Annotated in this window: 25 protein-coding genes; 16 read left to right on the top strand and 9 right to left on the bottom strand. The window is 70.5% G+C overall.

Annotated elements, in window-relative coordinates; genetic code table 11:
• The 3 genes from H2Q94_RS10205 to H2Q94_RS10195 all read right to left on the bottom strand — a co-directional run bounded on the left by H2Q94_RS10205 (position 1) and on the right by H2Q94_RS10195 (position 3,524).
• Complete coding sequence (locus H2Q94_RS10205; protein ID WP_258718677.1) at positions 1-759, bottom strand: triose-phosphate isomerase; 759 nt, start codon at positions 757-759, stop codon at positions 1-3.
• Between the two features lie 105 nt (positions 760-864).
• Entirely contained in the window at positions 865-2,580 is a 1,716-nt protein-coding gene (locus H2Q94_RS10200; protein WP_243794236.1) for a dihydroxyacetone kinase family protein, read from the bottom strand.
• Complete coding sequence (locus H2Q94_RS10195) at positions 2,580-3,524, bottom strand: sugar phosphate isomerase/epimerase family protein (RefSeq protein WP_243794235.1); 945 nt, start codon at positions 3,522-3,524, stop codon at positions 2,580-2,582. Before H2Q94_RS10195 ends, H2Q94_RS10200 begins: the two co-directional genes overlap by 1 nt.
• Before the next feature lie 118 nt (positions 3,525-3,642).
• Here H2Q94_RS10195 and H2Q94_RS10190 point away from each other — a divergent pair, with 118 nt between their 5' ends.
• The 4 genes from H2Q94_RS10190 to H2Q94_RS10175 all read left to right on the top strand — a co-directional run bounded on the left by H2Q94_RS10190 (position 3,643) and on the right by H2Q94_RS10175 (position 7,596).
• Positions 3,643-4,368, top strand: a complete 726-nt coding sequence (locus H2Q94_RS10190) for a GntR family transcriptional regulator (protein ID WP_243794234.1) — start codon at positions 3,643-3,645, stop codon at positions 4,366-4,368.
• A gap of 146 nt (positions 4,369-4,514) precedes the next feature.
• On the top strand, positions 4,515-5,471 hold the full coding sequence (locus tag H2Q94_RS10185) for a tripartite tricarboxylate transporter substrate binding protein (RefSeq protein WP_243794233.1): 957 nt from the start codon (positions 4,515-4,517) through the stop codon (positions 5,469-5,471).
• The gene (locus H2Q94_RS10180) at positions 5,471-5,998 is read left to right on the top strand and encodes a tripartite tricarboxylate transporter TctB family protein (RefSeq protein WP_243794232.1); all 528 of its coding nucleotides are present in this window, start codon (positions 5,471-5,473) and stop codon (positions 5,996-5,998) included. The genes H2Q94_RS10185 and H2Q94_RS10180 overlap by 1 nt, the downstream gene beginning before the upstream one ends.
• Positions 5,995-7,596, top strand: coding sequence for a tripartite tricarboxylate transporter permease (locus tag H2Q94_RS10175; protein WP_243794231.1), 1,602 nt, complete (start codon positions 5,995-5,997; stop codon positions 7,594-7,596). Before H2Q94_RS10180 ends, H2Q94_RS10175 begins: the two co-directional genes overlap by 4 nt.
• A gap of 115 nt (positions 7,597-7,711) precedes the next feature.
• On the opposite strand, the gene H2Q94_RS10170 is transcribed toward H2Q94_RS10175, so the two are convergent.
• Positions 7,712-9,286, bottom strand: coding sequence for a GMC oxidoreductase (locus H2Q94_RS10170; RefSeq protein ID WP_243794229.1), 1,575 nt, complete (start codon positions 9,284-9,286; stop codon positions 7,712-7,714).
• 192 nt (positions 9,287-9,478) lie between these two features.
• Here H2Q94_RS10170 and H2Q94_RS10165 point away from each other — a divergent pair, with 192 nt between their 5' ends.
• Positions 9,479-10,045, top strand: coding sequence for a TetR/AcrR family transcriptional regulator (locus tag H2Q94_RS10165; RefSeq protein WP_243794227.1), 567 nt, complete (start codon positions 9,479-9,481; stop codon positions 10,043-10,045).
• A 237-nt stretch (positions 10,046-10,282) separates the two neighbouring features.
• On the opposite strand, the gene H2Q94_RS10160 is transcribed toward H2Q94_RS10165, so the two are convergent.
• On the bottom strand, positions 10,283-12,649 hold the full coding sequence (locus tag H2Q94_RS10160; protein ID WP_243794225.1) for a xanthine dehydrogenase family protein molybdopterin-binding subunit: 2,367 nt from the start codon (positions 12,647-12,649) through the stop codon (positions 10,283-10,285).
• A 148-nt stretch (positions 12,650-12,797) separates the two neighbouring features.
• Here H2Q94_RS10160 and H2Q94_RS10155 point away from each other — a divergent pair, with 148 nt between their 5' ends.
• Positions 12,798-13,769, top strand: a complete 972-nt coding sequence (locus tag H2Q94_RS10155) for a TIGR03557 family F420-dependent LLM class oxidoreductase (RefSeq protein WP_243794223.1) — start codon at positions 12,798-12,800, stop codon at positions 13,767-13,769.
• 166 nt (positions 13,770-13,935) lie between these two features.
• On the opposite strand, the gene H2Q94_RS10150 is transcribed toward H2Q94_RS10155, so the two are convergent.
• Positions 13,936-14,664: a phosphatase PAP2 family protein gene (locus H2Q94_RS10150; protein WP_243794221.1), complete on the bottom strand. Its 729-nt coding sequence runs from the start codon at positions 14,662-14,664 to the stop codon at positions 13,936-13,938.
• A 440-nt stretch (positions 14,665-15,104) separates the two neighbouring features.
• Here H2Q94_RS10150 and H2Q94_RS10145 point away from each other — a divergent pair, with 440 nt between their 5' ends.
• The 8 genes from H2Q94_RS10145 (at position 15,105) to H2Q94_RS10110 (ending at position 22,984) form a co-directional block, all read left to right on the top strand.
• Positions 15,105-16,487 carry an ATP-binding protein gene (locus H2Q94_RS10145; protein ID WP_243794219.1) on the top strand — a complete coding sequence of 461 codons (1,383 nt, stop codon included), beginning with the start codon at positions 15,105-15,107 and terminating at the stop codon, positions 16,485-16,487.
• On the top strand, positions 16,484-16,909 hold the full coding sequence (locus H2Q94_RS10140) for a roadblock/LC7 domain-containing protein (RefSeq protein WP_243794216.1): 426 nt from the start codon (positions 16,484-16,486) through the stop codon (positions 16,907-16,909). The genes H2Q94_RS10145 and H2Q94_RS10140 overlap by 4 nt, the downstream gene beginning before the upstream one ends.
• Entirely contained in the window at positions 16,906-17,274 is a 369-nt protein-coding gene (locus H2Q94_RS10135; protein ID WP_243794213.1) for a DUF742 domain-containing protein, read from the top strand. The genes H2Q94_RS10140 and H2Q94_RS10135 overlap by 4 nt, the downstream gene beginning before the upstream one ends.
• Positions 17,243-17,875, top strand: a complete 633-nt coding sequence (locus H2Q94_RS10130; RefSeq protein WP_243794211.1) for a GTP-binding protein — start codon at positions 17,243-17,245, stop codon at positions 17,873-17,875. Before H2Q94_RS10135 ends, H2Q94_RS10130 begins: the two co-directional genes overlap by 32 nt.
• Before the next feature lie 297 nt (positions 17,876-18,172).
• A complete protein-coding gene (locus H2Q94_RS10125; RefSeq protein WP_243794209.1) occupies positions 18,173-19,429 on the top strand; it encodes a cytochrome P450 family protein in 1,257 nt (418 codons plus the stop codon).
• Entirely contained in the window at positions 19,405-20,631 is a 1,227-nt protein-coding gene (locus H2Q94_RS10120; protein ID WP_243794207.1) for a cytochrome P450 family protein, read from the top strand. Before H2Q94_RS10125 ends, H2Q94_RS10120 begins: the two co-directional genes overlap by 25 nt.
• A 334-nt stretch (positions 20,632-20,965) precedes the next feature.
• Complete coding sequence (locus H2Q94_RS10115; protein ID WP_243794206.1) at positions 20,966-21,442, top strand: SixA phosphatase family protein; 477 nt, start codon at positions 20,966-20,968, stop codon at positions 21,440-21,442.
• Between the two features lie 378 nt (positions 21,443-21,820).
• On the top strand, positions 21,821-22,984 hold the full coding sequence (locus tag H2Q94_RS10110) for an IS30 family transposase (RefSeq protein ID WP_243795642.1): 1,164 nt from the start codon (positions 21,821-21,823) through the stop codon (positions 22,982-22,984).
• Positions 22,985-23,073: 89 nt separating this feature from the next.
• Here H2Q94_RS10110 and H2Q94_RS10105 read toward each other — a convergent pair whose 3' ends face one another.
• Positions 23,074-24,408: an MFS transporter gene (locus H2Q94_RS10105; RefSeq protein ID WP_243794205.1), complete on the bottom strand. Its 1,335-nt coding sequence runs from the start codon at positions 24,406-24,408 to the stop codon at positions 23,074-23,076.
• A 301-nt stretch (positions 24,409-24,709) separates the two neighbouring features.
• Here H2Q94_RS10105 and H2Q94_RS30905 point away from each other — a divergent pair, with 301 nt between their 5' ends.
• Together H2Q94_RS30905 and H2Q94_RS10100 are read left to right on the top strand one after the other, a co-directional pair.
• Positions 24,710-24,787 carry a putative leader peptide gene (locus H2Q94_RS30905; protein WP_397545474.1) on the top strand — a complete coding sequence of 26 codons (78 nt, stop codon included), beginning with the start codon at positions 24,710-24,712 and terminating at the stop codon, positions 24,785-24,787.
• A gap of 38 nt (positions 24,788-24,825) precedes the next feature.
• On the top strand, positions 24,826-26,151 hold the full coding sequence (locus tag H2Q94_RS10100; protein ID WP_243794204.1) for an MFS transporter: 1,326 nt from the start codon (positions 24,826-24,828) through the stop codon (positions 26,149-26,151).
• A gap of 12 nt (positions 26,152-26,163) precedes the next feature.
• On the opposite strand, the gene H2Q94_RS10095 is transcribed toward H2Q94_RS10100, so the two are convergent.
• On the bottom strand, positions 26,164-26,379 hold the full coding sequence (locus tag H2Q94_RS10095; protein ID WP_243794203.1) for a hypothetical protein: 216 nt from the start codon (positions 26,377-26,379) through the stop codon (positions 26,164-26,166).
• Between the two features lie 140 nt (positions 26,380-26,519).
• A complete protein-coding gene (locus H2Q94_RS10090; RefSeq protein WP_243794202.1) occupies positions 26,520-26,711 on the bottom strand; it encodes a DUF397 domain-containing protein in 192 nt (63 codons plus the stop codon).
• Position 26,712 lies beyond the last annotated feature (1 nt).

Genomic DNA, 26,712 nt, shown 5'->3' with positions numbered 1-26,712 from the left:
TCACCGGCTGGAAACCGCGCGCAGGTGGTCGTCGGCGAGTGCGAGCAGGGCGAGCATGCCCTCGACCTGCCAGGCCGCCCGGCCGACGAACAACCCACCGGTGCCGGGCACGGCCAACAAGGCGGCCGCGTTGTCCAAGTTGACCGAGCCGCCGTAGAGGACGGCCTCGATGTCGCCGCCGAACCGGTCATGCAGGGCCGCCATCACCGGCGCCACGTCAGCGGCCTTCGGCAGGCGGCCGTGTTCACCGATCGCCCACACCGGCTCGTAGGCCAGCAACACCGAGGACGGGTCGGCGCACCCGTCCAGTGCGGCCTCGGTTTGCGCCACGACGTGTTCGACGGAACGGCCCGCCGCCGCGACCTCGGCGTCCTCACCCACGCACACCAGCGGGATGAGGCCGTGCGCGAGGGTCGCGCGGACCTTGCGGTTGACGGTCTCGTCGGTCTCGGCGAAGTGCCTGCGCCGCTCGGCGTGCCCGATCTCCACGATGCGGGCGCCCGCATCGGCGACCTGGCCCACCGACAATTCTCCGGTCCACGCACCGGACTCCGCCCAGTGCGCGTTCTGGGCGCCCAGGAGGATCGGGGATTCCGGACCGAGCGCCTCGGCCACCTCGGGCAACGACGTGGCCGGGGGTACGACGAACGGCCGCACACCGCCCGGGTCCCTCGTCCGCCCCGCGCGCAGCGCGCGGGCGTAGGCGACGGCTTCCGCCCGGGTCTTGGTCATCTTGAAGCTGGTACCGAGCCAGAGCACGTCAACTCATCTCGCGGGAGGTGAGCGCGGTGACGTTCGCCGACGCCGCGTCGGGCACTCGCGGACCGGTCGCCCGCCCCGCGTGGTCGAGTCCGCTGCGCAAGATCATCGAGTGCCTCCCGAGGTGTTCAGCGGGTGCAACGCGGCGAGGGCGGTGACGACCAGGGCGAACGAGGTCGCTCCCGGGTCCGGTGTGCCGAGGCTGCGGTCGCCGTGGGTCCGGGATCGCCCGCGGCGAGCCGGAACGTCGGCGGTGGCGGCCGCGGCGGCGGTGGCGGATTCCGCCGCGCGCGCCAGCGCTCGCCCCGGAGTCTCCCCGGCCGCCGCCACCACGTCGGCGAACGGAACGGCGGCGTCGACCATCGTCTTGTCCCCCGGAATGGCCCCGCCGAGCCGCACGATCGCGTCGACCGCCCGGCCGACCGCCGCCCCGAGCAGCGTCCCGGTCACAGGTTCCTGATCGCCCAACTCCGCGCCGAGCGCGCTGATCGCACCGCCCCAGAGCGCGCCGGAGGTGCCGCCCGCGCTCTCCGACCAGGCCGCGGCGGCGCGGGCGAGGACCGTGCCCGCACCGGCCCCGGCGGCACGGGCGGACTCGGCCGCTTCGGCGGCCGCGAGCGAGCCTCGCCGCATGCCCAGGCCGTGATCACCGTCCCCGGCGACGGCATCGAGCCGCCCCAACCGTTGTTCGTGCTCCGCCAGCACATCCCGCGCGATCTCGAAGGCGGCGACGACGTGGGCGGCGGCGCGGCGGGAGTCGGCCGATCCGGCGACGACGGGCGGCGCGCCGGTGTCATCGAGGTCGTCGGTGCGGGCCGGGCGGGCGGGGAAACCGCCGCGCCGCAACGCCGGTGTTTCCACCGGGTCGGTCCACAGCTCGGCCAGTTCGTCGTCGAGCGCGGTCACCGACAGCGAGAGCCCGCTCATGCCGAGGCTGCTCATCTGGGTTCCCACCACGGGTTCCACCGGTTCCAGACCGGCATCGGCGAGGCGGCGGGCGATCCGGCCGTAGACGACGAACAGCTCCTCGCCGCCGACGCCGCCCATCCCGTTGAGCAGCACCGCGACCCGGCCGCCGCGCACCGACGCCAGTTCGCCGAGCACGCCGTCCACCAGCTGATCGGCGACTTCGGCGGCGGAGCCCAGCGGATGCTCGGACAGCCCCGGCTCACCGTGCACGCCGAGTCCCAGCGCCATCCGGCCGGGCGGCACCTCGAACAGCGGTTCCGCCGCGCCGGGCAACGTGCAACCGGAGAACGCCGCACCGAGCGAGCGGGTCGCCTCCACGGCCCGGCGCCCGACGCGTTCCACGTCGTCGAGTCCCATGCCCCGTTCGGCGGCCGCGCCCAGCAACTTGAACACCAGCAGGTCACCGGCGATCCCGCGGCGCAGCGCTGCCTGCTCGGCCGGTGCGGAGGCGACGTCGTCGACGACCGCCAGCACCCGCGTATCGATGCCCTCGGCGCGCAGTTGTTCCGCCGCCTGGCCGAAATGCAGCACGTCGCCCGCGTAGTTGCCGAATCCGAGCACCACGCCGCTGCCACCGGCGGCGCGGGCCACCGAGCACACCTGCGCCGCCGACGGGGAGGCGAAGACGTTCCCGCAGGCCGCGCCATGGGCCATGCCGGGACCGACCCAACCGGCGAAGGCCGGGTAGTGGCCGCTGCCGCCGCCGAGCACCACGGCCACCTGTCCCGTGGGCGTGCTGCTGGCACGCACCACTCCGCCGCGCACCGCGCGGACGTGCCGAGAGTGGGCGGCGACGAACCCGTTCAACGCGTCCGCCGCGTACTCCGCCGCGCCGTCGTGCAACGTCGTCATCAGCGCTCCCCCAGCTTCACGCGCAGCAAGCCGCGCAGGTAGTCGCGGTTTCGCGCCGACACGCTGAGCCCGTCGCCGCCGTAGTGCTCGACGCAGATCGGCCCGTTGAACCCGTTCTCCAGCGCGATCTCGATGGCGAGCCGGTAACTGATCACGCCCTGCTCCATCGGCGCGGGAACCGAGAAGTACGCGCCGGTGGCCGGGTCGTGATCGCGGTGGTAGTTCTTCACGTGCCAGTAGTTGGCGTGCGGCAAGGTCAGCTCCAACATCCGCGCCCAGTCCTCGACGGGGCGGTGCAGCCGCACGATGTTGCCGATGTCCGGGTTGAGCCCGACGTTGTCCAAGCCGATGTCGGTCACCAGCGCCACGGCGCCGTCGGCCGTGCCGAGGTAGGTGTCCTCGTACATCTCCAATGAGACCGCGATGCCTCGTTCGGCGGCGTGCTCACCGACTTCGCGGAAGCGCCGCACGCAGCGCGCGCGGGTCCGCTCGTCGCCGAGGGGGTCCCGCGGTCCCGGCTCCGTCCAGAACCAGAGCGCGGCGCGCTGGGCGGCGGTGAACGGGCGGTGCAGTCCGGCGCAGACCACCGGGATGTCGAGTTCGGCCGCCGCGTCGATCGTCCGGTGCAGGTAGGCCAGGTTCTCCTCGGCGGTCGCCGGGTCCGGGTCGATCGGGCTGCGCCGCACCACGGAGATCGCGGTGACGCCGAGCCCGGCACCGCGCAGCGCGGTGGCGAATTCCTCCCGCCGGTCCGGGGTCAGGTCTCCGGGGCGCAGCCAGCTGTCGGTGAGGTCGACGTGGTCGAAGCCCGCGGCGGCGATCTCGGCGAGCACCGCGCTCCACCGCGCGGCGGGGGCGTCCTGGACGACCGTCCCGTCACGCTGGACGCCCGGGAACTGCAGCAGTGCCGCACCGATCGGCCAGGTCTCTGCGGTGAACGCCATCGTTCGTCTCCCGAGGCTCGTTTTCGAAGATGCTATAGGATTCTTCCTGTAGCGACAACGGACCACGAGCGCGTCGTCAGCCAGGTCCACGGCACCGCTGCGCTATCGTTGACCCACCATGAGCTCCGATTCGCCCGCAGCCGGCAGGTCGCCGCGCACCGCCAAGAGCCCCGTCGCCCGCCGAGCACTGCGCGACACCGTCTACGACGTCGTGCTCGAAGGGATCCTCGACGGCACCTACCCGCCGGGCGACTCACTGGGCATCGATCAGCTCGCCCGCGATCTCGGCGTCTCGCCGACGCCCATCCGGGAAGCCCTGGTGCAGATGGAGCACACCGGGCTCGTGACGCGGGCGGCGCTGAAGGGCTACCGAGTCGCACCGCTGCTCACCGACGAGCAGATGGCCGATCTCATCACCGCGCGCACCGTGGTGGAACTGGCCGCCGTCGAGCAGGCCGTCGCCCGCGGCGCGGAACTGATTCCGCAGCTCAGAGTCGCCCACGCCCGGCACACGCTGAGCGCGCACAAGGTCGGCGAGTTGCGCTCCGCCGGCTCGCGGCCGGACGACTACGCGGATCTGCGGGAGTACTTCGACTCCGACTGGGATTTCCACCTGGTGATCCTGCGCGGGTCCGGCAACCGGTATCTGCTGCAGATGGCCGAGTCCCTCGGAACGCACGTGCACCGGTTGCGGCAGTCGCTGGATCGCGAGGTCTTCGACGTCGACGAGGCCGTGACCGAGCACGCGGCCGTCCTCGCCGCGTTCGAGAACGGGGACCCGGTCGAGGCGATGCGCGCACACCTGCAGGGCGTGGGCCGCCGCTCGCTGCCCGAGCGAGCCTGACCGCCGCAACACCTTCCCTCGCCGCCGGCGGCTCGCCGAACGGTCTTGTCGTTCCTCGACGCGCCCCCTACTATCGCTGAATCCAATAGGATCTTCGATCGATGGGGATCGAGTGGGTGCTGAACCCGCTCCGGAAGGAACTGACAATGCCGTCGCGTTTCCTCAGGATCTCCGCCGCCTTGGCGGGGATCGCGCTGATCACCTCCTGTTCGGTGCGGGCTCCGGTACCCGACGACTGGCGTGCCCGGGGCTCGGTCAGCGCCGTCGTGGCCTTCGCCCCCGGCGGCGGCAGCGACCGCTCCGCACGCGTGCTCGCCCAAGGACTCAACGAGCTCGAACACGGCTACGACGTCAACGTGGAGAACAAGGAAGGCGGCTCCGGCGCGGTCGGCTGGGCGACGTTCCTGGCCGAAGAGGGCAACGGCAACGCGCTGCTCGTCGCGGAAACCGCGCTCAACACCCTCCCCCTCGTCTACGAGGACGTCCCCTTCACCTACCGCAGCTTCACCCCGCTGGTGATGTTCGCGCAGGACTCCCGCATGGTCGTGGCGCCGACGGACTCCCCGTTCGAGACGTGCGCCGACGTCGTCCAGGCGAGCAAGACGCAGCGGGTCGTGGCGGGTTCCAGCGGACGCACCGGCGCCGACGCGCTGGTGGTCGGCGAACTGACCAAGGCGGGCGGCTCGGTCGACGTGGTCCCCTACGGTTCGAGCGGCGAGGTGATGACCGGGCTGCTCGGCGGTCAGATCGACCTGGCCCCGGCGAGCGCCGCCTCCGCGAAGCCGTACTTGGAAAGCGGCGACGCCAAAGCGTTGTGCACGATGACCGAGCAGCGCTACGACGACGCCGTGCTCGGTGCCGTGCCGACCGCCCGGGAACAGGGCATCGACGCGCTCGTGACCGTCTGGCGCGGCGCGCTCGCTCCCGCCGGAATCGCCGAATCGCAGCGCAGGTTCTGGATCGACGAACTGCACCGGGCGATGCGCTACCCCGCCTACCAGGACTACATCCGCAACGACCTGCTGATCCCGGCCGATCTGAGCGGAGACGAGTTCGCCAGGTACCTCGATGACTACGACCGCCGCATGCGGGAGGTCTTCTGATGAGCGCCGCCGAAGACCGCGCACCGGCGCCCCGTCCGGGGATGATCGCCGCGCACCTGTTCCTGGCCGCGCTGGGCGCCGCGTTCGCCCTGGGATCGCTGGCCTACGACTGGACCACCGAGGACGGCACCATCGGCGCCGCGGTGATGCCGCGCATCGTGGGCGCCCTGCTCGCGGTGGTCGGGCTCGCGCTGCTGCGCCAAGAACTCGCCGGGGCCGCACCGGCCGAGGACGATCCGCCGCAACCGGCGACCGAGGCCGCGACCGGACCCGCAGGCCGGTACCGGATGCCGATCGTCGTGGTGACCATGTGGGTCGCGGCCGCGCTGGTGCCGGTGCTCGGGCTGCTGCCCGCGCTGGTGCTGGCGATGTTGTTCCTGCTCGCCGTGGTCGAGCGGATCGCGCCGCTGCGGGCGGTGCTCATCTCGGGCGCGACCTACGTCGTCGCCCACCTCACGTTCGTCACGCTGCTCGGGGCGCCGCTGCCCCTCGGGCTCCTCGACCCGACGTTGTGGAGCGCGCTGTGATCGACAACCTGGTTCTGGGCTTCGAATCGGCCCTCACTCCGGAGAATCTGCTCTGGTGCTTCGTCGGGGTCGTGCTCGGCACTGTCATCGGCATCCTGCCCGGCTTGGGCTCGGCGACCGGTGTCGCGATCCTGATTCCGGTGACGCTGACGCTGTCCCCGCTGACGGCGCTGATCATGCTCGCGGGGATCTACCACGGCGCCCAGTTCGGCGCGACGATCACCGCGATCCTGATCGCGACCCCCGGCGAGGCGTCCTCGGTGATCAGCACCTTGGACGGTTATCAAATGGCCCGGCGCGGCCGAGCCGGCCCGGCGCTGGCGATCTCGGCGCTGGGCGCGTTCGTCGCGGCCATGGTGTCGCTGGTGGTGCTCGTCGCGGTCGCACCCTTCTTCGCCGAGATCGCGTTGGAGTTCGGCCCGCCCGAGATGCTGGCGATCATGGTGCTGGGCCTGGCCACGATCGTCGTGTTCTCCGGGCGGAACCTGCTGCTGGGCTGCGCGATGGGCCTGTTCGGCATCCTGATCGGCTGCATCGGCGTCGACACCGGCAGCGGCGTCGCCCGGTACACGTTCGGCGAGGTCGACCTCTACGGCGGCGTGCCGTTCGTGGAGGTCATGATCGGCCTGTTCGCCATCGGCGAGCTGCTCCACCAACTTCGCCAAGGGGCGGCCGAGCCGATCCGCGCCCGGTTCCGCGACCTGCTGCTCACCCGGGAGGACCTGCGGCGGGCCGCGGCCCCGACCGCGCGCGGCACGGTCGTCGGGTTCCTGCTCGGTTGCCTGCCCGGAGCCGGGACCACGTTGGCCTCGTTCATGGCCTACGGCGCCGAAAAGCGCTTTTCGAAGAACCGGCGTCAGCTCGGCAAGGGCGCGATCGAAGGTGTGGTGGCGCCGGACGCGGCGACCAACGCGGCGTCGAACGCGAACTTCATCCCGACCCTCGTGCTGGGCGTTCCCGGCGGCGCCACGACCGCGGTGCTCCTCGGTGCGTTCCTCGTCTACGGCATCCAGCCAGGGCCGCAGTTGTTCGACACCCAGCCGGCGCTGGTGTGGGGGCTGCTCGTCTCGTTCTTCATCGGCAACCTCCTCCTGCTGGCGTTGAACCTGCCGCTGGCACCGGTGTTCGCGCAGTTGCTGCGGTTGCGCTACGAGATCCTCTACCCGCTGATCATCGTGACCAGCCTCGTCGGCGCCTACACGGTGAACAACAGCATGTTCAGCGTGTTCATGACCTTGGTGTTCGGGCTCGTGGGCTATGCGATGAAGCGGTTGTCGCTGCCGGTGGCGCCGCTGGTGCTGGGCCTGGTGATCGGGCCGCTGTTCGAGAAGTCGCTGACGCAGAGCTCCGCACTCGCCGGCGACGCGGGAGTGGCGAGCCTGATCCTGGGCAGCGCCACCGCGATCGTGGTGCTGGCGGCCGCCGTGCTGCTCGTCGCGGGTCCCGTGCTGGGCCGCGCGTTCCGCGCACGTACCGCCGGTGCGCGGGACGGCGGCCCGTCCGGAGATCCCGAGGCCGAGTCCTCAACGGACACGGCGGCGAACGATGAAGACGCGGCCACCGGCCGCACGAGGCCGGGCGACTCGAACGAGCGTTGAGCCGGCCGGAACGCGGCGGGGAGGACGTCCTCCCCGCCGCTCGTCCCGGCCGCATCGGGATGACCGTTGCAGTGCGGCGAATTCCGCGATCGAGCGGCGCACCGCACCCGTTCGGTCAGAACACCGTGCCCGCGTCCTGCGCGATCAACTCGTCGGTCGCCCGCTCGGCCACGGCCGCGATGGTCATCGACGGGTTGCAGGCCGCGCTGTTGCCCGGCATCAGCGCCCCGTCCAGCACGTAGAGCCCGCGGTGGCCCTGGACCCGACCGGCGAGGTCGCACACCGTGCCCATCGACGCTCCGCCCAGCGGGTGCCAGGTGTTCGGCACCAGCGAGGTCGTGTCCAGCCGAATGGCGCCGTCCCCGGCGATCCGGGCGACCCGGTCATCGATGATCCTGCTCAGCTCGGTGTCCGCGTCGTGCGGCCAGTCGAGCACCGCGTCGTCCTTCGCCGAGTCGTAGACGAACTTGCCGCGCCCCTGGCTCACCCCGTAGCCGACGAGCATCGTGGTGCGCAGATCCGGCAGCGGCGGCAGCGACGCCTGGATGACGGTGTTCGCCGTAGCCGGGTCGTCCCACTCCAAGCTGCCGTAGACGACCGGTCCGCCTTGCGGTGCGCCGAAGTCGTCGGCGAAGTTGGTCCAGGTGTAGATGCGGTCCCCGTTGGAGCCCCAGTTCGAGCCGAGCCCGTCCGGCATGTCGGGGATCTGATCCTTGGCGGCGGCGCGCATCAGCAGCTTCGTCGTGTTCGCGGTGCCCGCCGCCATGACCAGCGCGCCGGCCGTGATGATCTTCTTCTCCAGGACGGTGCCGCCGGAGTCGATGCGGTCGACGTGGACCTGCCAGCGGCCGTCCTTGGCCATCGCCACGTCGGTGACGTTGTGCTGAGTGGCGACGGTGACGCGGCCGGTCGCTTCGGCCTCGGCGATGTAGGTGACGTCGACCGAGTGCTTGCCGCCGTTGTTCACGCCCATGGAGCAATCACCGTTGGTGTAAGAGGGCTTCATCTCGCCCTCCAGCTCGCGCAGGGCGAAGTCCCAGTCGATCGGCATCGGGATCTTCGAGAGGTTGTAACCGGCGGCCTCGGTGTTGCGCGCGAACACCCGCGACGGCTTGTAGGTCTTGCTGTTGATCAGTTCGTCCGGCGCCGTCTGCAACTTCAGCATCGAGGCGACGCGCGGGTAGTGCTCGCGGTGCATGCGCGCGTAGTCCAGCTGTTCGGGCATGTTCGCGTTGAACACGTCCTCGGCCGGTTGCAGGGTCATGCCCTGGTAGACCAGCGATCCGCCGCCGACGCCCGCGGCGCACATGATGTCCATCCCGTTGCCGGAGACTTGTTCCAGCAGCCCGGTGTAGGGGGCGAAGGGCATCAGCGGCAGTCCGGACAGCGACGGCATCGATCCCATCCAGGACAGCCGCGAGTCCGGCGCGAGCGGGCTCGGGAAGGTGTCGGCGTTCGGCCCGGTGGGCCAGCGACGCCCGCGCTCCAGCACCAGTACGGGAAGCCCTGCTTGGGCGAACCGCAACGCCGTCACTCCCCCGCCGAAGCCGGAGCCGATGACGACGACGCGGTGCTCTTCGCGGGTCACCGGAACCCGTTTCACCGCGGCGGCGGCCGGGGTGCCGAGGGCGGTCAGCCCCGTGGCGACGGCTGCTCCTTTGAGTACGGAACGTCGGCTCAAATCGGGCATCGGATCTCCTGCGCGGTGAGGGCGACTCGGGCGCCGCCGGGTGACGGCCACGGCCGGAGCGCGAACGTCGTCGCTGATCAACGGGCGTGGCGGATCGAAAGCGTAGGGAGCGAAACCGAGAGAGAGAACCGGTCGACGATCTCACTACGCACGGGTAACATCTTCCGGCGTGCGCGAACAGCGAGGTGTCCGTTGCTGACCCCGCAGCGCACCGATGCGCGCCGGAACCGCGAGATCATCCTGCGGGCCGCCGACGAAGCCTTCGCCCAAGGATCCGAGCTCGTGCCGATCGAGGAGATCGCGCGCCGCACCGGCCTCGGGCGAGCGACCGTCTACCGCCACTTCCCCGACCGCTACGCCCTCGCCAGAACCGTCGCAGCGCACCGGCTGGACACGCTGAAGCGCGTCGTCGCCTCCGCGGAACGCGACCACCGCACCTTCCGCGACCTGCTGCACGTGGTGCTGTCCGATCAGGTGGTCAGCCGACCGCTGGTCAACCTCATCCGGGAGCTGCCGGAACACGACCAGCGGCGCTACGCGAACTCGCTGATCGCGGTGCTCGCACCCGCGTTCCGCCGCGCGCAGGCGCGGGAGCAGCTCCGCGACGACATCGAACCGGCCGACCTCATGCTGATCCTGGAGATGATCGAGGGAGCCCTGTCCTCGAAGCTGGTACCGGCCGACGACGAGACCGCCGTGCGCAAACTGATCGCCGTCACCCTCGACGGCCTCTACCCGCGCCTGGACACCACGGCCTGAGCGAACACCCCAGGCCACCGGCGGAGCATTCCGAGCAGGACTTGCGGACGACCCCTGCTGATCATGAGCACACTGCACCCGGCGGGAAGCTCAGGCACCGCCGATGAAGTCCACATTCACCGATCCGGGAGGGAACTGGTCCATGACGCCCGAAGAGCGGGAACGGCTCCTCCGGAAGATCAACGAAGAGTAACCCCGCCGACCGAACCGGAACTCCGACCGCCTCGGAAACTCGGATCACACCACTGCTTCGTCGGCGTCGTCCGGTTTTCCTTCCGCTCGGACCGGGAGGGCGTCGAAAGCGGCCGGGGGTTCCTGCCACGGGGAGGCGAGGGTTCCGGCGCGGGCGTCGCGGATGGTCTCCCAGACGCGCTGCGGGGTCGTGGGCATGTCGATGTGCCGGACGCCGAGATGGCTGAGCGCGTCGACCACCGCGTTCTGCACCGCCGGTGTGGAGCCGACGGTCGCCGACTCGCCGATTCCCTTGGCGCCCAACGGGTTGTGCGGGCTGGCGGTCACCGTGTTCGCCGTCTCCAGCGCGGGCACGTCGGCCGCCGAGGGCATCGCGTAGTCGGCGAGCGTCGCGGTGGACGGGTTGCCGTCCTCGTCGTAGGACATGTGCTCCCACAGTGCTTGGGCGATGCCCTGCACGGCGCCGCCGTGCTGCTGGCCGCGCACGATCGTCGGGTTGACGATCCGGCCGCAGTCGTCGACGGCGATGTGCCGCAGCGGGGTGACGAAGCCCGTTTCAGTGTCGATCTCCACCACCGACACGTGCGCACCGAACGGGAACGTGGCGCCGCCGGGCTGGAAATCGGTATCGGCGGCCAGCGGGTTTCCGTCGGCGGTGGCGGCCTGCACGAGTTCCGGCCAGCTCAGGACGGTGCTCGGCACTCCGGCGACGCCGAGGCCGCCGTCGGTGACCTCGATGTCGGTGGGGGCGGCCTCCAGCTTGGTGGCGGCGAGTTCCCGCGCCCGCTGCAGCACGACCTCCGCTGCCGCGCGCACCGCGCTGCCGCCGACCTGCAGTGATCGGGAGCCGCCGGTGCCGCCGCCGCGCGGGACGGTGGCGGTGTCGGACTGGACGAACTCGACGGATTCCATCGGGATGCCCAGCATGTCGGCGACGATCATCGAGAACGCGGTGGCGTGGCCCTGCCCGTGCGCCGAGGTGCCGACCTTGATGGTGGCGCCGTGCTCGTGCACCTCGACCGCGGCGAACTCGCCCGCGCCGCCGCCGGTGATCTCCACGTAGGTGCTGATGCCGATGCCCAGTGCGCGCGGATCGTTCGCAGCGCGCCTGCGGGCCTGTTCGGCGCGCAGCTGCTCGTAGTCGGCGAGGCCCAGCGCCTCGGTCAACGCCAAGTCGAAGTCGCCGCTGTCGTAGCCGGCGCCGGTGAGCGTCGTGTACGGGAACTGCTCGGGCCGCAGGAAGTTGCGCCTGCGCAGCTCCGCCGGGTCGAGGTCGAGTTCGACGGCGGCCATGTCGATGATGCGTTCCAGCATGGCCGCCGCTTCGGGCCGGCCTGCGCCGCGGAACGCGCCGACGGGGGTGGTGTTGGTGAGCACGGCGGCGCCGTCGTAGCTCAATTTCGGGATCCGGTACACGCCTTGGGACATGAGCCGGGTCGGGCCGAGTGCGAGCGCACCGCCGAAACCGGCGTAGGCACCGGCATCACCGATGACGCGCGCCCGCAGGCCCACGATGTGCCCGTCGCGGGTGAGGCCGAGTTCGGCGAACTGCACCTGGGCTCGCCCGTGCGGCATGGTCTGCATGTTCTCCGAGCGGCCCTCGACCCACTTGACGGGCTTGCCGAGTGCGCGTGCCAGCGCCACCGCCACGAGGTACTCCGCGGCCGCGCCCGCCTTTCCGCCGAACGCGCCGCCGACGTGCGGCGCGATGACCCGCACGCGTTCGGCGTCCCAGCCGAAGGACGCGGCGAGCCCGCTGCGCAGCGCGTGCGGCATCTGGGTGGAGGCGTAGGCGGTGACTTCGTAGTCCTCATCGGGACCGCCGGGCAGCACGGCGAACGCGTTGCCCTCCATCGGGACGACGGCGAGGCGCTGGTTCTCGATCCTGGCCCGCACTACCACGTCCGCGCCCGCGAGCACGTCGGCTCCCGCCGCGTCGCGGGCACCGTCGGCGATGTTCGAACCGTGTGCCGGGAACTGCGTCTCGGACTCCGGGGCCATGGCGTGTTCGGGGTCGACGGTGACCGGCAGCGGCTCGTATTCGACGTCGACCAGTTCCAGTCCGTCCGCCAGCGCCGCACCGCTGTCGGCGACGACGACGGCGACGGCTTCGCCGACGAACCGCACCCGGTCGCGCGCCAGCGGATACCGCGGGAAGTCGCCGAGTTCGATGAACGGTTTCTGGACCGGCAGGTCCAGGTCCGCGGCGGTGAACGCGGCGACGACGCCCGGTGCGGCGGCGGCCTCGGTGACGTCGATGGAGGTGATCTCGGCGTGGGCCAGCGGCGAGCGCACGAAGCCGATGCGCAGCACCCCTTCCAGCGGAAGATCGTCCACGTAGGTGCCGCGGCCGCGCAGCAGTTCAGGGTCCTCGACCCGGTTGACCTCGTTGCCGAGCAGGGATCCGACCATGATCCGAGCCTAGCGGCGAGAGGGTGCCTCGCCCACCGAACTCGCAAGATCGTTTCGCCGGTCCGTTCCGCGCGGTGGGCGGTGGCCGCCGCGCAGAACCACTCGCCGCCAGAGCGCGTTCAACCTCCGCCGGTGCGAGCCTGGGGGCATGGTTCGGATCGGATACACGTTGATGACCGAGCAATCCGGCCCGCGAGCACTGGTCCGCCACGCGCCGCTCGCCGAGGCCGCCGGGTTCGACTTCGCGGTGATGAGCGACCACTTCTCGCCCTGGCTGGACGCGCAGGCGCACTCCCCGTACGCGTGGAGCGTGCTGGGCGCTGTCACGCAGGTGACCGAGCGCGTCGAGCTCATGACGTACGTGACCGCGCCCATCCTGCGCTACCACCCGGCGGTCGTGGCGCAGAAGGCCGCGACGATCGGGCTGCTGTCGCAGGACCGCTTCACGCTGGGGCTCGGCGCCGGGGAGAACCTCAACGAGCACGTGGTGGGGCAGGGCTGGCCGCCGGTGCACGTGCGGCACGAGATGTTGGCGGAGGCCGTCGAGATCATCCGGGCGCTGTTCGGTGGTGAGCACGTGAACCACGTGGGGCGGCATTTCCGGGTGGATCAGGCGAAGTTGTGGGACGTTCCGGCTCGCCCGGTGCCGATCGGCATCGCCGTGTCCGGTCCGGAGTCGGTGCGCCGGTTCGCGCCGCTGGCGGAGACGATGATCTCCACCGATGCCGACGAGCAGCTGTGCCGGAGCTGGGACGCCGCGCACGGCGGTGACCGCAAGGTGGGCCAGCTGCCGGTGTCCTGGGGAACCGACCGGGATGCGGCGATCAAGCGCGCGCACGAGCAGTTCCGCTGGTTCGCGGGTGGCTGGCGGGTCAACGCCGACCTGCCCGGACCGGCGGGTTTCGCCGCCGCGACCCAGTTCGTGCGGCCCGAGGACGTGGCCGCGAACATCCCGTGCGGCCCGGACGCGGGTCCCATCGTCGAAGCGGTCGCCGCGTTCCGCGACTGCGGGTTCACCGATGTCGCCTTGGTGCAGATCGGCGGCGACGAGCACCAGGACGGGTTCTTCGAGTTCTCGCAGCGCGAGCTGCTGCCCGCCCTCCGCGCCACCCTCGGCTGACCGACCGCAGGCGACCTAAGGTGAATGCCTCCGCCCGGTCCTCTTGGTCGGCCATTCACTCCACGGGCACCCTCAGGTGAACGTCTCCTTTGACCGGTCTCATCGGGCGAAGGAGGCATTCACCTGGCAGGGGCGTTGAGCGCGTTCGCGGCCCCAAGCCTCTGCGTCAGCGGCGGATGGCGGGGAGTTGGACCGTCGCGTCGTCGACGACGGGCAGCTGCACCGTTTCGTCTTCGCGGACCTCGTCCGGTCCGGGGCCGAAGGCGAACGCCCCGGTGGGCAGGCTCCGGCTCCGTTCGACGACCGGAGCGAGCAGTCCGGCGAACCACGGCAGCAGCGCCGCGACGAGCGCCCCGAGCGTCAAACCGACCAGCACGTCATGCGGGTAGTGCACACCGACGAACACCCGCGACAGTCCGGTCAGCAGCCCGAGGGTCAACGCGAACCAGCCCCAGCCGGGTCGGGCGCAGAGGATCGCGACGGCCGCGGCGGCGGCGATCGTGGAGTGGTTGCTGGGAAACGACCAGTCGCCGAGTTCGGGGCAGGTGGCGATCGTGCTCATGCGCGCGACCGCGCGGCACGGGCGGTCCTCCTGGATGAAGGATTTGACGATTTCGCTGGTGCCGTAGGCGAGCACCGTGACCGGCGCCAGGAGTGCGGCCCGCGCCATGATTTCATGATCATCGCGCCGCGCCCGCCAGAACAGGTAGCCGAAGATCAACAGGAAACCGATGATCGCGGCCTCGGTGAACACCTCGCTGAACACCTGGAGCCATTCCGGGCTCGCCGCACCGGCTCCGGCGATGCCGCGATACCAATCGGTGCTGACGTCGGGAACGTACGGATTCGGCTCGGAGCGCCCGGAGAACAGCGGCTGAACGGCAGGTGTCGACATTCACAACATCATATGAAGATCAACCCACTGGTCTCGGGACCGGCTCCGCTGGAACGCGCGGACCTGCACCGATGCCGCCCGCCGAGCCCGGACACCGGACGCGCACGATCCGACTCGATCCGTGATCACGCCGACTCGGGCGAACACCCCGCGAAGGGCCGCCACAGCTCGCTCGACGACGGCGCCGCCACCGCTCCCCGAACGCGAGACCGCTACGCCCGGAGCAGATACGGGCATTCCGCGCAATGCCGATATAGGCCCATCGGAGTAGCGCCTATCACAATTTTCCCGCGGAACGTCGCCAAAGCGACCAAGAGTACGCAATGTGATCAACATTCGCTACGGTGGCCCGCGTGCGCCGTGGCGCTGCGTACGCAGTGCCACGTGCCGGCTGGTACGGCCGAGGACCCGTGCGGTGGCGCGGGATGGGTGAGGACGCGATGCAACAAACGACAGGGTGGATACTCGGCGGCCTGGTTGTCCTGGTCGTGCTGCTCGGGGCCGCGGTGGCGTTGTTGAGCGCTCGGTTGCGCCAACAGCACAAGGAGATCGAACAGTGGTCGACGGCCGCGCTCGCGCCACCGGCGCAGCCCGAGCCGATGCAGCCGCCGCCTCCGGAGCAGGCACTGCCCCCGGAGCCGCCGGCGCCGGTGCTGGAGGCCCCGCTCACCGCACAGCCGGACGAGGTGTTCCGGCGCGATGTCGTGCAGGGAGTTCAGGAATCGCTCGGCGGCACGATGCGCCGAATCCTTGCGCTGACCAACAACGCGGCGGATCGGCTGCACCAGATGCAGCGCTCTCACGGCCCTGACGTGCTGGAAGACCTGCTGCCGATCGATCATCTGCTGGCGCAGGCTCAGCGCCGCGCCCAGCTGGTGACGGTGCTGTGCGGTTCGCCGCCGGGCCAGCAGCGCAGTCCGCAACTGATGGCGCGGCTGGTCGGGGCCGCGCAGTCGCGCATCCACGACTACGAACGAGTCCGACTGTCCACTCGGGACACTACGACGGCGGTGCTGGGCCGGGTCGTGGAGCCGCTGAGCGCGGCACTGGCGGAGCTGCTGGACAACGCGACTCGTTCCTCGCCGCCCACCGCACCGGTGGACGTGATGATCACCGCCGAGTACCACGGGGTGTCGCTGGAGATCCATGACGGCGGAGTGGGCATGCCGCCGGACGCGTTGCACCAGGCGAACGCCCTGCTGGCCCGCGGCGCCTCCGAGATCGAGCTGACCGAGCTGGGCAATCCGCCGCGCACCGGGCTGGCCGGGTGCAGCGTGCTGGCCGCGAACTACGACTTCACGGTGCGGCTGGACGCCGCGTCCAGCCGCGGCGGGCTGCGCGCGGTCCTGCTGGTGCCGCACACCCTGCTGACCACGCTCAACCCGCAGCCCACGCCCGGTGGCGAAGCGACCCCAGCCACGCCGGAGCAGGCCGATCCCGTCGCGTTCGCAGCCGAGCCGAGCTCGTTCGTCCCCGAGCCCGCCACGTTCGGAGAGCCGGTCAGCGAGCCCGCGCCCCGCCACCGCCAGCCCGAACCGGCGGAGCCCGTCACCACCTCCGCCGGATTGCCGAAGCGCCCGCGCCGCACCATGACCCGCTCCGGCGATCTGTCCGCGCCCGACGGCGACGCGGCGCCGGTGCAGGCCATCGCCGACGGGGCGCAGCGGCGCACCGCCGACGCCGCGCAGAGCCTGCGCGGCCTGCAACGCGCGACGGGCGCCAACTCCGCCGCGGAGTTCTCAGCCACCGCGCAGGCGTTGCCCGATTCCGAGCAGTCGGATGCGGCGAACACGTCCATTTCCAGAAGGGATGCAGACGCATGACCGAGACGGCCCCGACGGCTCCGAAACCCGACCGGAGCTGGGTGCTCGACGACCTCGTCGAGCAGTCCGGTATCCGGGCGGCGATCGCGGTGTCCGGTGACGGGATGCTCCTGGTCAAGAACACCGGCCTCGACCAGGCCGATGCCGAGCGGTGGGCGGCGGTCAGCTCCCCGCTGCAAGCCTGCGCCCGGCACGGGATGGAACCGCTGGGCTACCCCACCACCGGTTTCGAGCAGGTCCTGGTGCAGCACTCGCAGGGCTACCAGTTGCTGCAACCGTTCGGCGAGGAGTCGTATCTGGTCCTCGTGACCGACGCCGACACCGATCTGGGAGTGGTGTCGACCGAAATGCAGGTGACGGCCAAGCGCCTCGGGCAAGAGATGGGCACGGCTGCGCGTACCGCCGCCGGGCGGCACACGTGAGCCCGGGGCCGCATCGGCGGGAGTCGGACCTGGTGCGGTCGTACGTGCTCACGCGGGGACGTGCCCACGCGGAGCACCAGATGGAACCCGCCGCGCTGGTGCGGGCCGTGGCGCGCGGCACGATGTCCGAGCTCGACCCGGATCGCCGCCGGATCGTGCAGGTGGCGCAAGGCGGTGCGCTGGCGGTGGCCGAAGTCGCCGCGCACGCCGGGCTGCCGCTGACGGTCACGCTGGTCGTGGTGTCCGACCTGATCGATGAGGGCTACCTGATACCGGCCTCGACGGAACGCCCGTCGTCGGTTCCCAGCCCGGACCTGCTGCAGGAGGTGCTCAATGGACTCCGCCGCCTGGACACTTCCGCCTGAGTCGGCCTACGTGGCCCCGACGGTGCGGCGCTCGGCGAAGATCCTGGTGGTCGGCCCGGCGGGGGTCGGCAAGACCACCTTCGTCGACACCATGTCGGAGATCGAGCCGCTGCACACCGAGGAGTCGCTGACCTCGGCCAGCGAGAGCGTGGACGATCTGCGGCTCACACCGGCGAAGTCGACGACCACGGTGGCGCTGGACTTCGGGCGCCGCACCCTCAACGATCAGCTGGTGCTGTACCTGTTCGGCACTCCCGGTCAGCAGCGGTTCACGTACCTGTGGCGGACGCTGGCGAGGAACGCGCTGGGCGCGCTGGTGCTGGCGGACACGCGGCGGCTGGCGGATTCGTTCGAGGTGATGGACCGCGTGGAGGACCTCGGCTTGCCGTACGCGATCGCGGTGAACGCGTTCGACGACGCTCCGGTGCACACGGTGGCGGAGCTGCGGGAAGCGCTCGACCCGGATCCGGCCACGCCCGTCGCCGTGTGCGACGTGCGGCATGAGGCGTCCTGCGCGCGGGTCATGATCGAACTCGTCGAGCACGTGCTGGCCGCTTCGTCGGCGGGCAGGCACGCGGCGGATCCGACGGTGCGGCTGTGAGGGGCGCCGCGCGGTCACCGGCGCACCCGCGAATTCCCCTCGCCGCAACACAATTCTTCGCGGTCCCGGGCGGAATGGTCTTTTGGTCGTCGTCTTGTCAGCGGCGAAGCCGATGAGCGGTGACCAGCTAGAGCAACCGGCACCGCGCCGGGTTCTCAGTGGCTTCCCCGCGAGGACGGCTTTTTCCCTCATGGCGGAGCCGCTCGGGAAAAAGATCCCGCGGCGAGGAAGCAACTGAGGTTCCGCCACCCGACCCACTACGCAGGCCGCCCTGCAAGCTGCAACACGGAGTCCACCATGACCGCCCTTTCCCCTGGCCACCTCGATCAGCACGGCCGAGTCCCGCTCTACGGCGAGGAGTTCACCGCCAACCCGGAGGACGTGTACTCGCAGCTGCGCGCGCGGGGGCCGATCGTGCCGGTGCTGCTGGCGCCGGACGTGCCCGCGATGCTGGTGGTGGACTACGACACGGCGTTGCAGGTGCTGCGCAGTCCGCACGTGTTCGTGAAGGATTCGCGCCGCTGGCAGGACATCGCTCCCCCGGACTCCCCGGTGCTGCCGATGATGTCGTGGCGGCCGAACACGTTGTTCGCCGACGGTGAGCGCCACGCGCGGCTGCGCCCGCCGGTGGAGAACAGCCTGGCCGCGGTGAAACCGGCCCAGCTGCGGCGATTCGTGCAGTCCAGCGCGATCAACCTGATCCAAGGTTTCACCGGCCGCGGCCACGCGGATCTGCTCGGCGAGTACGCGGCGCAGCTGCCGTTGCTGGTGCTGCAGCAGATGTTCGGCTGCCCTGCGGAGATCGCGCAGGACATGGTCGCCGCGATCGCCGCGCTGTGGGACGGCACCGATCCGCAGCTGGCGAACCAGTACCTGGAGACGAGCGTCGCCGACCTGGTCCGCTACAAGCGCGCCACTCCCGGCGACGACGTCACCACCCGGATGATCGAGCACCCGCACGGGCTCGACGACGACGAGCTCGTGCACCAGCTGATCGTCACGATGGGCGCGGGCGCGGAACCGCTGGGCAACTGGATCGCGAACGCGCTGTACCTGCTGCTGACCGAGCACCGGGTGGCCGACGCGGTGGCCACCGGCAGCGTCGCGCTGGACGAGGCCCTCGACGACGTGCTGTGGCGGTTCACGCCGCTGACGAACTACGCGATCACCTATCCGCGGCACGCGTTGCACCTGGGGCAGGTGGCGCTGCCCGCCGACGAGCCGGTGGTGATCTCCATGGCGGCGATCAACACGGACCCGGCGCTGCATCCCAACGGCCCGGTTCCGGCCGGGAACCGGGCTCATCTCGCGTTCAGCGCGGGCGCGCACACCTGCCCGGCGAGCAGGCCCGCGCGCTTGATCGCGACCGTGGCGCTGGAAACGCTTTTGGACTACGTTCCCGAAGTCGAGCTGGATGATCAGCAACCGCTGCAGTGGCGGCCGGGGCCTTTCCACCGGGCTTTGACGGCCCTTCCGGTGCGCTTCCCAGCGGTGACCACTCTCGCCGAACCCGCCACAGGAGGATCCGAATGCCCCCATCACAGTGCCCCGTAGCCGCTCTTGATCCGGCCGGTGCCGACGTGCACGGGGAAGCCGACCGGTTGCGCGCGCACGGCTCCGCGGCCCTGGTGACGCTGCCCGGGGACATTCCGGCGTGGGTGGTCACGGATCACGGGGAGCTGCGCGGCCTGCTGGCGGATCCGCGGGTGTCGAAGGATCCGCGGCAGCACTGGCCGGCGTGGATCAACGGTGAGGTGCCGGGTGACTGGCCGTTGATCTCCTGGGTGGGCGTGGACAACATGTTCACCGCGTTCGGCTCGGAGCACACGCGACTGCGCGGCCTGGTCTCGAAGGCGTTCACGCCGCGCCGGGTGGAGGCGCTGCGCCCGCGCATCGAGCAGATCACGGCGGAGCTGCTCGACGAGCTGGCTGGTTCGGACGAGCCGACGGATCTGCGCGCGGCGTTCACGTATCCGCTGCCGATCGCGGTGATCACCGACTTGTTCGGGGTGCCCGCCGAGCTGGCCGGAAAGCTGCGCCACATCGTCGACGAGGTGTTCCGCACGTCGGCCACTCCGGAGGAGACGGCGGCGACGGCCGTCGAGATGGGGCGGTTCCTCACCGACCTGATCGAGTCGAAGCGCCACAACCCGGGCGATGACCTCACCAGCGGGCTGCTCGCGGCCCGCGACGAGGAGCAGAACCGGCTCAGCGAACGGGAACTCGCGGACACGCTGATCCTGATGATCGGCGCCGGGCACGAGACGACGGTGAACCTGCTCGGGCAGGCGGTCGTGGCGCTCACGACGCACCCCGAGCAGCGCGCCGCGTTGCGGGCGGGCGATCTGAGCTGGGACGACGTCGTGGAGGAGACGTTGCGCTGGCAGCCCGCGCTGGCGAACGTGCCGCTGCGGTTCGCCACCACGGAGATCAAGCTCGCCGACGGCACCGTCATCGCCGAAGGCGATGCGATCCTGGCCTCGTACGCGGCGGCGAACCGCGACCCGGGCCACTACGACGCACCGGAGGTCTTCGACGCGCGGCGCGGCGCCCGGGATCACCTGGCGTTCGGCTACGGCCCGCACTTCTGCCTGGGTGCGGCGCTGGCCAGGCTGGAGGCGCACATCGCGCTGCCCGCCCTGTTCGACCGCTTCCCGGAGCTGAGCCTGGCGGTGCCCGCCGGGGAGCTGAAGTCCGCGGAGTCGTTCATCTCCAACGGTCCCCAGCACCTCCCGGTGCGGCTCGGGAACGCCTGACCGTCCTGGTGCGCCGGGTTCCGCGATGAAGGTTCACGGCGTGAGCCTCCGGCAGGAACCCGGTGGCCGGATTCGCCGGGTCGGCGAGCGGCTGCCTGCGCGGATCTCGGCAGCGCGGCCGCCCCGATCACGCTGCGCGGGATGGCTCGAAGGCACGGCGCACCACGTCGGCGCGGAACCGGCTGCTCCGCCCGTGCACCTCATCCGGATCGTCCTTCGCGGTCCGGCCGATCGGGACGTTCCGCCCGGTCCTGCACCGAGCAAGATCAAAGAGGCGCGCCGAACGGCGTTGCGCCGACTACCCTGGACGGTACGACGATGAGGAACGGTGGCGATGACACGCACTCTGGTGGTGTGCAGGCACGCGAAGTCGGCGTGGCCGGACGACGTCGACGACTTCGAACGCCCGCTCACGGAACGCGGCGAACGGGACGCTCCGGAAGCGGGGAGGTGGCTGGCCGAGCGGGTACCCGACATCGGTTTCGCGCTGTGCTCCCCCGCCAAGCGGGCGCGGCGCACGTGGCAGCTGATCGCGGACGTGACCGGCAAAGCCGAGACCCGGCACGACAAGCGCCTCTACGGCGCGTCGGCCGGTGAGCTGATCGCGGTGCTCAACGAGCTCCCCGACGAGGCGGAGACCGCGCTGCTCGTCGGCCACAACCCCGGTCTCGAAGACTTGGTCGCGGTCCTCACCGGCGCACCGCACGAGCTCAAGACGGCGGAGATCGCGGTCCTCAGCGGCACCGGATCGTGGTCGCAGCTCGAACCCGGCTGGGCCACCCTCCAGGAAACCGCCACGCCCCGAGGCTGAACCCCGACGACCTCACCGGGGAGCCTCCCGGGTGAACGCCTCCTCCGACCCCACCGGTCGAACGGGCCATGCGCTCCACTGGCGTCACCAGGTGAATGTCCCCTTGTGACCGGTGACACCGGGCGGGTTCTAGCGGTCCTTGCAACGCCTTGGATTTGAGGGGTTGTGGGGGTCGTGGTTGTTGCGGGGTTGAAGGCGTGTTTTTTCGAGGTGTTGGAGGGTGAAGGGGGCTGTATTGCGGGTGCTGCTCGGGTGGCCGGGGTGGCTCCTGCGACGGCGTTCGGGTGGGCGAAGAGGGCGGGTGTTCGTGGTCGTGGGAAACCGGGCAGGCGTGGGCATCCCGGCCGGGCGGTCTACGACGAGTTGCGTGGGTCCGGGGTGTCGAGGCGGGATGCTGCGGCACGGGTCGGGGTGCATGTGCGCACTGCCGCTGATTGGGATCGGGGGATCCGCAAGATCGGTGATGCCCGGGTGCACCCGGACGGGCACAGGATCGACTACAACACCGCTGTGACTAGTGGATCAGTGTTGTCGTTGGCGGTGGTCGAAGCTGAGCTGCACCCCCGGTTTTTGACGGTGACGGAACGGGAAACGATCGCTGACTTGTGGCGGCAGGGCGAGTCGTTGCGGGCGATCGGGCGTGTTTTGGGCCGGTCGCCCTCCACGGTCAAACGCGAGATCGACAACCGCAGCGTCGCCGGCGAATATCAGCCGCACCGGGCGCAGCGGGCATGGGCCGCCAGCCGCGCACGCCCGAAGGCCTCCAAACTCGCCCAACACGGCCCGTTACGCGACTACGTCACCGCCGGCCTGCAGCAACGATGGTCACCAGAGCAAATCTGTCACGCTCTGGTCACCGAGTTCCCCGACGACGAAGGCATGCGGGTGAGTCCCGAAACGATCTACCAAGCCATCTACATCCAGGCACGAGGCGGGTTACGGCGCGAACTCGCCGACGCGCTGCGCACCGGACGCACCCGCCGCGCACTACACCGCAGCCCCGAACAGCGCACGCCCCGATTCGACGACATGGTGATGATCTCCGAACGCCCACCACAGATCGAAGACCGGGCCGTGCCCGGCCACTGGGAAGGCGACCTGATCGTCGGCACCCGCAGCGAAAGCGCGATCGTGACCCTGGTCGAACGCTCCACCCGCTACGTCCTGCTCGGACACCTGCCCGGCAGACACACCGCCGAAGCCGTCCGCGACGTCCTGATCCCCCTGATCAAAACCCTGCCCGAACACCTCCGCGGCTCCCTGACCTGGGACCAAGGCTGCGAAATGGCCGCACACAAACAGTTCACCATCACCACCGGAGTCCCGGTCTACTTCTGCGACCCCCACTCACCCTGGCAACGCGGAACGAACGAGAACACCAACGGACTCCTGCGCCAATACTTCCCCAAAGGCACCGACCTCCGCATCCACAGCCCCGAAGACCTCGAACACGTCGCCCAACAACTCAACAACCGACCACGCAAAACACTCGGCTGGCACACCCCAGCCCAACGCCTCCGTGATCTACTCACCACCACATAAACCATCAGGCGTTGCGACCACCACAAGAATCCGCCCCGGGCAAGTGGGACATTCACCTGACGCGGGTTCGGGTGCGCCGGTCGAGCGCGCTACGCGACCGGAGCCGACGCCTCCTCAGCGAGGTCCCAGCGCCTCCGGCGCACCAGCACCGGCACCGGGTCGCCGCGGTCCTGCGCGGTGAGCACGGCCGCGCGGGTGCGGCGCCACCACACGGCGGTGCGGAACACGCTCAGCAGCAGGAACGCCAGGAGTGCCAGCATCGCGACGCGATAGTCGCCCGCCAACTGCAGCAGCAGCCCCACGGACAGCACGCTCAGCGCGGTGGCGCTGTGGCCGCCGACGTTGGCGATGCCGGTGGCGGTGCCGACCTGGCTGATCGGGTTGTAGTCGCGCACCAGGGCGAACGCGATGCTGGAGACCGGACCGCCCATCGCGAACACGAGGAACGCCGCGCACACCACGGCCAGCGGTGGCCGCGCGAAGCTCAGCAGCACCAGCCACGCCAGCCCGTTCCCGGCCAGGTAACCCAGCACGATCGGCATCCGGCACGCCGGGAACCGCCCGATCAGCGCGCCGACGAACGGGCCGCCCGCGACCTGTCCGATGATCAGGAGGCTGAGCACGACGCTCGCGGTGGCCGGGGGCACGCCGACGGCTTCGACGAGGTACGGGTAGCCCCACAGCAGGCTCAGCGCGTTGGGCACGAACATCGTGCCGAAGTGCGCCCAGAACGCCAGCCGCGTACCGGGGATCGCCCAGGCCGAGCGCACCTTCCGCAGGATCTCCCCGGCGTCTTGCCCGCCCGAGGTGGTGCCGGGAACGTCGCGCACGACGCCCGCCGTCACCGCCGCGTAGGCCGCGGTGATCGCGCCGACCAGCAGGAACGTCCAGGTCCAGCCGAGCGCGCCGAGCAGCGCGGTCAACGGGAACGTCGCCGCCACGCCACCGAGCGCACCCAGTGCGGCGGAGACGGTGGCGACCAGCGCGTACTGGCGCGCGGAGAACCGGGTCGCGACCAGCCGCAGGATGCTCACCCAGGTCAGCGCGTCCCCCACACCGAGCACGCCGCGGGCCAGCAGCCCCATCGGGTAGGACGTGGCGAGCGCGAACAGCAGCTGCCCGCAACCGAGCAGCAGCACGGCGGCGGTGAGGATGCGCCGCGAGCCGAAGCGGTCCACCAGCAGCCCGGTGGGGATTTGCATGGCTGCGTAGATGCCGACCTGCAGCACGGTGAACGCGCTCAGCGCGGCGGGACCGACCTCGAAGCGTTCGATGGCGAGCGGCCCCGCGACGCCGAGCGTGCCCCGGTGGAACACGGCGGCGAGGTAGGTGAGCACGGCGGCGCCCCAGATCAACCACGCCTGCCTGCTCCCGGAGCCCGGCGGGGCGGAGGGCGGCCCGGTGCCGGCCGGCGTGGCGGCCATTCGGGTGACCGGTGGCGGCGCACTGCCGCTGTGATCACGATTGTCCGTTGCCCGACTCTCCGGTCGGTCGGCAGCCACGTCGAACCCCTTCCGCGCGTTCCTGTTCCACACACATCGTCGCGCAACCGATGCGGGAAGTTACCGTCACAGAACGTGCAATCCGCCACATTGATCGTCCACTATGGACTTCCATGCGCCGCGGCGATCGACACGACGCGGCGCACTCGCAACCCGCGTCCCAGCAGGTGGTCGTGGACACGGAATCGTTGACAGCGCCGGGGCGCGTTCCTAACGTCGCCGCGTGCGAACGGTTCTGCTCACGACGCGTCACCACGTGGATCTGCTGCGGGTGGCGTCGGCGAGCTGTCCGGGCTCCTGACCCAGCGTTCCCCCACCGCAGCCAGGAGCTTCCACTACATGAGCACCACCGTGACCGAACCGGCCGAGCACGGTTCGTCGGAGAAGAACGTCCGCACCGTCATCACGTCCAGCCTGATCGGCACGACGGTCGAGTGGTACGACTTTTTCCTCTACAGCACCGCCGCCAGCCTGGTGTTCGACAAGCTGTTCTTCCCCACCGCCGATCCGACGGTGGGCACGATGCTGGCGTTCACCACGTTCTTCGTCGGTTTCGTCGCCCGCCCGCTGGGCGGGATCCTGTTCGGACACATCGGCGACCGCATCGGACGCAAGCGCACCCTGGTCACGACCATGATCGTGATGGGGCTGGCGACGGCGGCGATGGGCGCGCTGCCCACCTACGAGCAGGTCGGCATGTGGGCTCCGCTGCTGCTGGTGCTGCTGCGGTTGTTCCAGGGCCTGGCGATCGGCGGCGAGTGGGCGGGCGCGGTGCTGATGGCCGTCGAGTACGCGCCACCCGGCAAGCGCTCGCTGTACGGCTCGTGGCCGCAGGTGGGGCTCGCGCTCGGACTCGGCCTGGGCACCGGCTTGTTCGCGCTGCTGGGCAACGTCCTCGACGACGAGCAGTTCCTCGGCTACGGCTGGCGAATCGCGTTCGGCCTGAGCCTGGTGCTGGTGGTCGTCGGCCTGGTGATCCGGTTGCGCGTCGCGGAAACCCCTGCCTTCCAGCAGATGCGGGCGCTGCAAGGCACCGCGCGCATCCCGTTCTTCGAACTGTTCCGGGAGCGGGTGAACCGCCGCAACACCCTGCTCGGCCTGCTGTCGCGCTGGTCGGAGGGCGCCGCGTTCAACACGTGGGCCGTGTTCTTCCTGACCTACGCCACCGGCACGCTCGGCCTGCCGCGCAACGACGTGCTGATCGGCGTGATGGCGGCGGCGCTGGTGCTCGCGGTGCTGATCCCCTTCGTGGGCAGGCTCGGCGACCGGCATTCGCCACGAGCGCTGTACGCGCTGGGCTCGGGGCTGTTCGCCCTCTCGGTGTACCCGGCGTTCCTCGCGTTCCAGACGCGTAGCCCGCTGCTGACCGGAGTGGTGATCGTGCTGGTGCTCGGCGTGATCCACTCGGTGATCTACGCCCCGCAGGGCACCCTGTACGCGCAGCTCTCGCCGGTGCGGCTGCGCTACACGGGGATGTCGTTCATCTACCAGTTCTCCGGCATCTACGCGTCCGGCCTGACCCCGCTGATCGTGACCGCACTGCTCGCCGCCGGCGGCGGCACCCCGTGGCTGGCCTGCGGCTACCTGGTCCTCACCGGCCTCATCGGCACGGTCGCCACCCTGCTCATCCGCCGGGAGGACCTGCACTTCGACACCACGGGGTGACGCGGCGCCGGGTCAGCGGTTCGCGCGGGTCCAGCGGCGGGCTTTGTTCCTGATGTCCTCGCCGCTGACCCAGGCGGCGGCGACCGGGATTCGGGCGACCAGGCCGTGATCGTGGTGTTCGTAGGTGCGATCACCGTTGAGGACCGCGATGTAGCCGTCCTTGCGCCCCCAGCGGAACGTGAGGTCGTGCGCCTCCTCGTAGTGCCACACACACGGCAACGTCGCCATCACACGACCCTTCTCACCCGCGATTATCACTTTTCGTGATCTAGTAATCACGGAGAGTATCAGGCAGCGCTAGCTTGCTAGCCTGGGGTGGAGGTGGCGGCGCGCCGCCCCAGAGATCCGGAAGCGGCGCGCTTCACGACTCAGCGCCCCGTGTACTCGCCCAGCTTGACCCCTTGGACGAACCGGCCGAACACCTCATCGGATAACCGCAGCCACGGCCCCGCCGGATCCTTGGAGTCGCGAATTGCCGGAAATCCACCCCTTTTGGCGGTTTCCACACAGTTACTCGCCTGCGCGCTTCGCGACGACTTCTTCCAGTCCGTGTCGGACACG

This window comes from Saccharopolyspora gloriosae, assembly GCF_022828475.1.
Lineage (GTDB): Bacteria > Actinomycetota > Actinomycetes > Mycobacteriales > Pseudonocardiaceae > Saccharopolyspora_C > Saccharopolyspora_C gloriosae_A.
This window is presented reverse-complemented; position numbering and strand designations above follow the sequence as displayed.